5 protein-coding genes are annotated in these 4,974 nt (G+C 67.8%); all 5 read right to left on the reverse strand.

The window, feature by feature from the left end:
• Window positions 1–140: 140 nt before the first annotated feature.
• Window positions 141–1,634, reverse strand: coding sequence for an ATPase domain-containing protein (locus tag E8A12_RS18690; protein WP_293371622.1), 1,494 nt, complete (start codon window positions 1,632–1,634; stop codon window positions 141–143).
• 100 nt (window positions 1,635–1,734) lie between these two features.
• Window positions 1,735–2,322, reverse strand: a complete 588-nt coding sequence (locus E8A12_RS18695; RefSeq protein WP_293371623.1) for a PEPxxWA-CTERM sorting domain-containing protein — start codon at window positions 2,320–2,322, stop codon at window positions 1,735–1,737.
• A gap of 111 nt (window positions 2,323–2,433) precedes the next feature.
• Window positions 2,434–3,345 (reverse strand): SMP-30/gluconolactonase/LRE family protein, encoded by a 912-nt coding sequence (locus E8A12_RS18700; RefSeq protein WP_293371624.1) that lies wholly within the window; start codon window positions 3,343–3,345, stop codon window positions 2,434–2,436.
• Between the two features lie 45 nt (window positions 3,346–3,390).
• Window positions 3,391–3,909, reverse strand: coding sequence for a dihydrofolate reductase (locus E8A12_RS18705; RefSeq protein WP_293371625.1), 519 nt, complete (start codon window positions 3,907–3,909; stop codon window positions 3,391–3,393).
• A 129-nt stretch (window positions 3,910–4,038) separates the two neighbouring features.
• On the reverse strand, window positions 4,039–4,887 hold the full coding sequence (locus E8A12_RS18710; RefSeq protein WP_293371626.1) for a thymidylate synthase: 849 nt from the start codon (window positions 4,885–4,887) through the stop codon (window positions 4,039–4,041).
• Window positions 4,888–4,974 lie beyond the last annotated feature (87 nt).

Below are 4,974 nucleotides of genomic sequence, written 5' to 3' on the forward strand. Positions count from 1 at the left end.
CAGGCAGCGAAGCAGGCAGGGCAGGTCAGGGCATACCTCCACCGGCAGGCCGGCCTCCGAAAGGATGGTCTCTGCGATGGCGGCGTCTCGGCCGTGCGGGGCGAGGATCAGCGCGCACCGGGACCCCGCCGCCTCGGCGATCATGAGGCGTCGCCGCCGAGCAGCGCGGCGCCCGTCCCGACGAAGCTCGGCACGCCGCGCAACACCCCCTGGAAGCCTTCCAGAGGCGCGCCGACGGTGAGGCCGCGATCGTCGATGGCATACTCGCGGATGGTCTTCTCGTGTTCGCCTGTGCGCTTCTTGATCACCGAGACGGCGCGGCGCACGTGGCCGGCGGCCTCGAAATAGCGCAACAGCAGCACCGTGTCGGCCAGGTAGGTGACGTCCACCGGCGACTTCATCTCGCCGACGAGGCCGTGCTGGGCGACGGTCAGGAAGGTCGAGGCGCCCTGGCGGTTCAGGTACTGCAAGAGCTCGTGCATGTGCAGGACGAGGAAGCTCTCCTCCGGCATGGCCGCCTGATAGCCGTTGAGGCTGTCGATGATCACTGTCTTGATCCCCGCGCCGTCGACCACCTCGCGAACCCGCGCGGCGAATTCGCCCGGCGACAGCTCGGCCGCATCGATCTGCTGGATCATCAGATGACCGTCGGCGGAGAGGCGCTCCAGGTCGATGCCGAATGCCATCATGCGGGAGAACAGCAGGCCCAGTTCTTCGTCGAAGACGAACAAGGCGGCCTTCTCGCCGCGCTTGATGGCGGTGACGGCGAAATAGAGCGACATCAGCGACTTGCCGGTCCCGGCAGGGCCGAGGATCAGGCAGCTCGATCCGCGCTCGACGCCGCCGCCCAGCAGTCCGTCAAGCCCGGCCTCGCCGCTCGACAAGGGTCTGCGGTCAAAGTCCGTGCGGTGCTCGGAGGACACCAGCCGCGGATAGATCTCCAGGCCGCCGGTCTTGATGTTGAAGTCGTGGTAGCCGCCGCGGAACCTGCGGCTGCGGTATTTGACGACGCGCAGGCGCCGCCGCTCGGCGCCGTACTCCGGAGCCCGCTCCTCGAGCCGCACCACGCCGTGGGCGACGCTGTGCACGGTCTTGTCCAGCGCCTCGGTGGTCAGGTCGTCCAGCAGCAGCACCGTAACCGCCTTCTTGGCGAAATAGTGCTTCAGGGCCAGGACCTGACGGCGGTAGCGCAGCGAGCTCTGCGCCAGCAGCCGGATTTCCGAGAGGCTGTCGATCACCACGCGGTGGGGCTTCAGCTGCTCCACCGCGTCGAAGATCATCCGGGTGGTCTCGCCGAGCTCCAGATCTGAGGAATAGAGCAGGCTCTGCTGTTGCTGCTCGTCCAGCAGGCTCTCGGGCGGCACCAGTTCGAAGACCTCGACCCCGTCCAGCTCCCATCCGTGTGAGCGGCCGGCGTCGCGCAGTTCCTCCTCGGTCTCGGAGAGGGTGATGTAGAGGGTGCGCTCGCCCATGGCGGCGCCGGCCAGGAGGAACTCCAGGGCCGCGGTCGTCTTGCCGGTGCCGGGGCTGCCTTCAAGAAGGAAGACGCGGCCGCGGATAAAGCCGCCGCATAGGATTTCATCCAATCCGGCGATGCCTGTCATCGCATCGCCCGACGCTACAGGTTTCGTCATCTAGCCTAGTCTCGCAGCCACGCCGGGCGGCGCCCGGACCCCCGTTCAGAGGAGGAATGCGTTCGGCGTTCGGCGGTTCCTGCGGACGGCGGGGCAGAATCTAGGCGAGGGTCGCGCCGATGGCGTTGCGGCGGCGGCGCAGCAGCGCGCCGACCCCGCCGAAGCCCAGGATCATCAGGCTCCAGGCCGCCGGTTCCGGAATCCCACCGACGTCGGGGAGCGAGGGCGGGTCGCGATAGGCCAGCACGCCCACCGAATTGGCCTGATAGCCGACGCCGCTGGTGGCCCTGTAGAGCTCGTAGGTCGTCGCGTTGTCGGAGAACAGGTTGTACTCGTCGCCCGAGGCCCCGGAGAAGAACAGTCCCGGGTTGGAGAGCACTGGCGAGCTGTCGGCGTAGAAGACGTTGTCGAAGATGAACATGCCGTCGGCCGAGTAGGCGGGGAACGGCTGACTGGGATTGGCGATCAGGCCGGTGATCGTCTCGCCGTCCACTTCGCCGGTGATCGAGGTGACGTCGTAGCCCCCGGCGGCGTCGACCGCGCTGGCGGTTTCCAGGGTCAGATTGGCCTCGCCAGGCGCTCCGCCGTTGGTGGCGGTGTAGTCGAGCACCCAGGTCGCGGCCTGGGCGTGCCCGCCGAGGGCGGCGGCGGCGGCCAGGCCGAGAGCCAGCTTCAGAATACGGTTCATCACCAACTCCCCCGTCAGCCGCCCGAAGTCGCGGCGTCTATGGTCAAGGTACGGGGTCTAAGCGGTGAAGGTTTCAGAACCGTGTTGTGTAAGGTATCCGCCCACCGCGCCTCAGGCGTTGAAATTCAACTTCAATCCGGGACGCGGCCAGCGGGCCTTGAAGAGCTTTCCGGTGGCGGAGGCGGTGATCCAGGCGTCGCGCATGTCCGCGCCGCCGAAGCAGATGTTGGTGCAGATCAGGTCCGGGAAGGCGAAGTGCTCGGTCGAGCCGTCCGGGTCGAAGGCGGTGATCCCGCCGTTGATGATGGTGGCCACACAGACCTTGCCGCCGGCCTCCACCGCCAGGCTGTCCAGAAGCTGATAGTCCTGCAGGTTGTGGATCACCCGCCCGGGCGCGAAACCGGGTCCGGGGGCCAGCACGCCCGGCTCGGCCACGTCGAAGGCCCAGAGGCGCGCCAAGTTGGTGTCGGCGACGTAGACCACTTGCTCATCCGGCGAGAGGCCCACCCCGTTGGGCGAGACCAGGTGGTCGCGCTGGCGGCTGATATGGCTGCCGTCGGTCTTTGCATAGTAGAGGCCGCCGTACTTGCGGCCCTCCGGTGTCGAACAGCCGTGGTCAGTGAACCAGACGCCGCCCTGGCGGTCGAAGACCAGGTCGTTCGGGCCGACCAGGCGGCGGCCGTCGCAGGCCTCGTAGACCGTCTCGAGCTTGCCGGACTTGAGGTCAAAGCGCTGCAGCGAGCCGCCCACATGCCTGGCCGGGGTCGGGCCGGGGATGGTGAGGCCCTGGTTGTCCAGCCACTCGAAGGCGCCGCCGTTGTTGGTGATCCAGATCGCGCCGTCCGGGCCGATGGCCGCGCCGTTGGGGCCGCCGCCGGTCTCGACCACCGTCTCCCTGCGGCCATCGGGGGTGACGCGGGTCAGGCGCTGGCCCTTGATCTCAGTCAGGATGATCGAGCCGTCCGCCATGACGATCGGGCCTTCGGGGAATTCGAGGCCCTCGGTGACCAGTTCGTAGTCCATGGCGCGTCCCTCGCTTGCTTGTTGGACGCGACCCTAGCGAAGCCGTCAGCGGCGTTCCAGCACCCGGATCGTGAAGGGGTAGTCGTCGCCTTCGCCCGCCGGGTAGGCCTTGGCGCTGACCTCGGTCCAGCGGTCCATGTCGAGCGGCGACAGGGTCACATCGCCTTCCACCTCGGCCTCGACGTCGGTGAGATAGATGCGGCTGGCCTTGGCGAGCGCCAGCTCGAACAGTGAGGCGCCGCCGATCACGCAGACCTCGCGCGCGCCGTCCTCCTCCGCCTGCTCGCGGGCGATGGCGACCGCCTCGCCGAACTCCTCGCAGACCACCGCGCCGCGCGGCTCGAAGGAGCCGTCGCGGCTGAGCACGATGTTGGTGCGGCCGACCAGCGGCTTCCTGGGCAGGCTCTCCCAGGTCTTGCGGCCCATGATCACCGGCTTGCCCATGGTCACCGCGCGGAAGTTGGCCAGGTCGGTCTTCAGCCGCCACGGCAGGCCGCCGTCGCGTCCGATGACGCCATTGCGGGCGCGCGCGATGGGGCCGGCGGTGAGGGTGATGGGAGGCATGGGATGGTCTTAGCCGATCCTCCCCGCTTGCGGGAGGTGGCCCGGAGGGTCGGAGGGGGCTTCTGCTCAGACCTCGGGAGAGGCCTCCTCAGTCAGCTGCGCTGACCGCTTTCCCCAACGGGGAGCATCTCAGACCGCGATGGGCGCAGCGATGCGGTCGTGGGCCTGATACCCCCGCAGCTTGAAGTCCTCATACTCGAAGGCGAACAGGTCGTGCTTGGGCGCGATTTCAAGGACGGGCAGGGGATAGGGCGTGCGCTTGAGCTGCTCGCGGGCCTGGTCGAGGTGGTTCAGATAGAGGTGGGCGTCGCCCAGGGTGTGGACGAACTCGCCGGGCTCAAGGCCGGTGACCTGGGCCACCATCATGGTCAGGAGCGCGTAGCTGGCGATGTTGAACGGCACGCCCAGGAACGCGTCGGCCGAGCGCTGATAGAGCTGGCAGCTCAGCTTTCCATCCGCGACGAAGAACTGGAACAGGCAGTGGCAGGGCGGCAGCGCCATGTCCTCCACCTCGGCTGGGTTCCAGGCCGAGACGATGTGGCGGCGGCTGTTGGGGTTGGTCTTCAGGCCTTCGACGACAGCGGCGATCTGGTCGATGACCCGCCCGTCCGGCGCGCTCCAGGAGCGCCACTGCTTGCCGTAGACCGGGCCCAGCTCGCCGGTCTCGGCGTCGGCCCACTCGTCCCAGATGCTGACCCCACGTTCCTGCAGCCAGCGGACGTTGGTGTCGCCGCGCAGGAACCACAGCAGCTCCAGGATGATCGACTTCCTGTGCAGCTTCTTGGTGGTCAGGAGCGGGAAGCCTTGGGAAAGGTCGAAGCGCATCTGCCGGCCGAACACGCCCAGCGTGCCGGTGCCCGTGCGATCGCCGCGCTCGACGCCGTTGGCCAGGATATCGGCCAGGAGATCGAGATACTGGCGCTCCGGGTGATCCGGGGCGGCCTCGCAGAGCGGCGCGCTGGCGGCGTGGGCGTTCATGGGACAAGAAACATCGCGCTGATTCGTTTCGATCCGGAATCAATCCGCCAATTGATTCACAGAGAATTGCAGGCTCACCCCGAAAAC

The sequence above is a fragment of the Phenylobacterium sp. genome, assembly GCF_004799395.1.
GTDB lineage: Bacteria > Pseudomonadota > Alphaproteobacteria > Caulobacterales > Caulobacteraceae > Phenylobacterium.

Bases quoted from the DNA above. Each gene is read 5' to 3' on its own strand.
- E8A12_RS18690 (WP_293371622.1), bottom strand. From the start codon at position 1,634: ATGACGAAACCTGTAGCGTCGGGCGATGCGATGACAGGCATCGCCGGA.
- E8A12_RS18695 (WP_293371623.1), bottom strand. From the start codon at position 2,322: ATGAACCGTATTCTGAAGCTGGCTCTCGGCCTGGCCGCCGCCGCCGCC.
- E8A12_RS18700 (WP_293371624.1), bottom strand. From the start codon at position 3,345: ATGGACTACGAACTGGTCACCGAGGGCCTCGAATTCCCCGAAGGCCCG.
- E8A12_RS18705 (WP_293371625.1), bottom strand. From the start codon at position 3,909: ATGCCTCCCATCACCCTCACCGCCGGCCCCATCGCGCGCGCCCGCAAT.
- E8A12_RS18710 (WP_293371626.1), bottom strand. From the start codon at position 4,887: ATGAACGCCCACGCCGCCAGCGCGCCGCTCTGCGAGGCCGCCCCGGAT.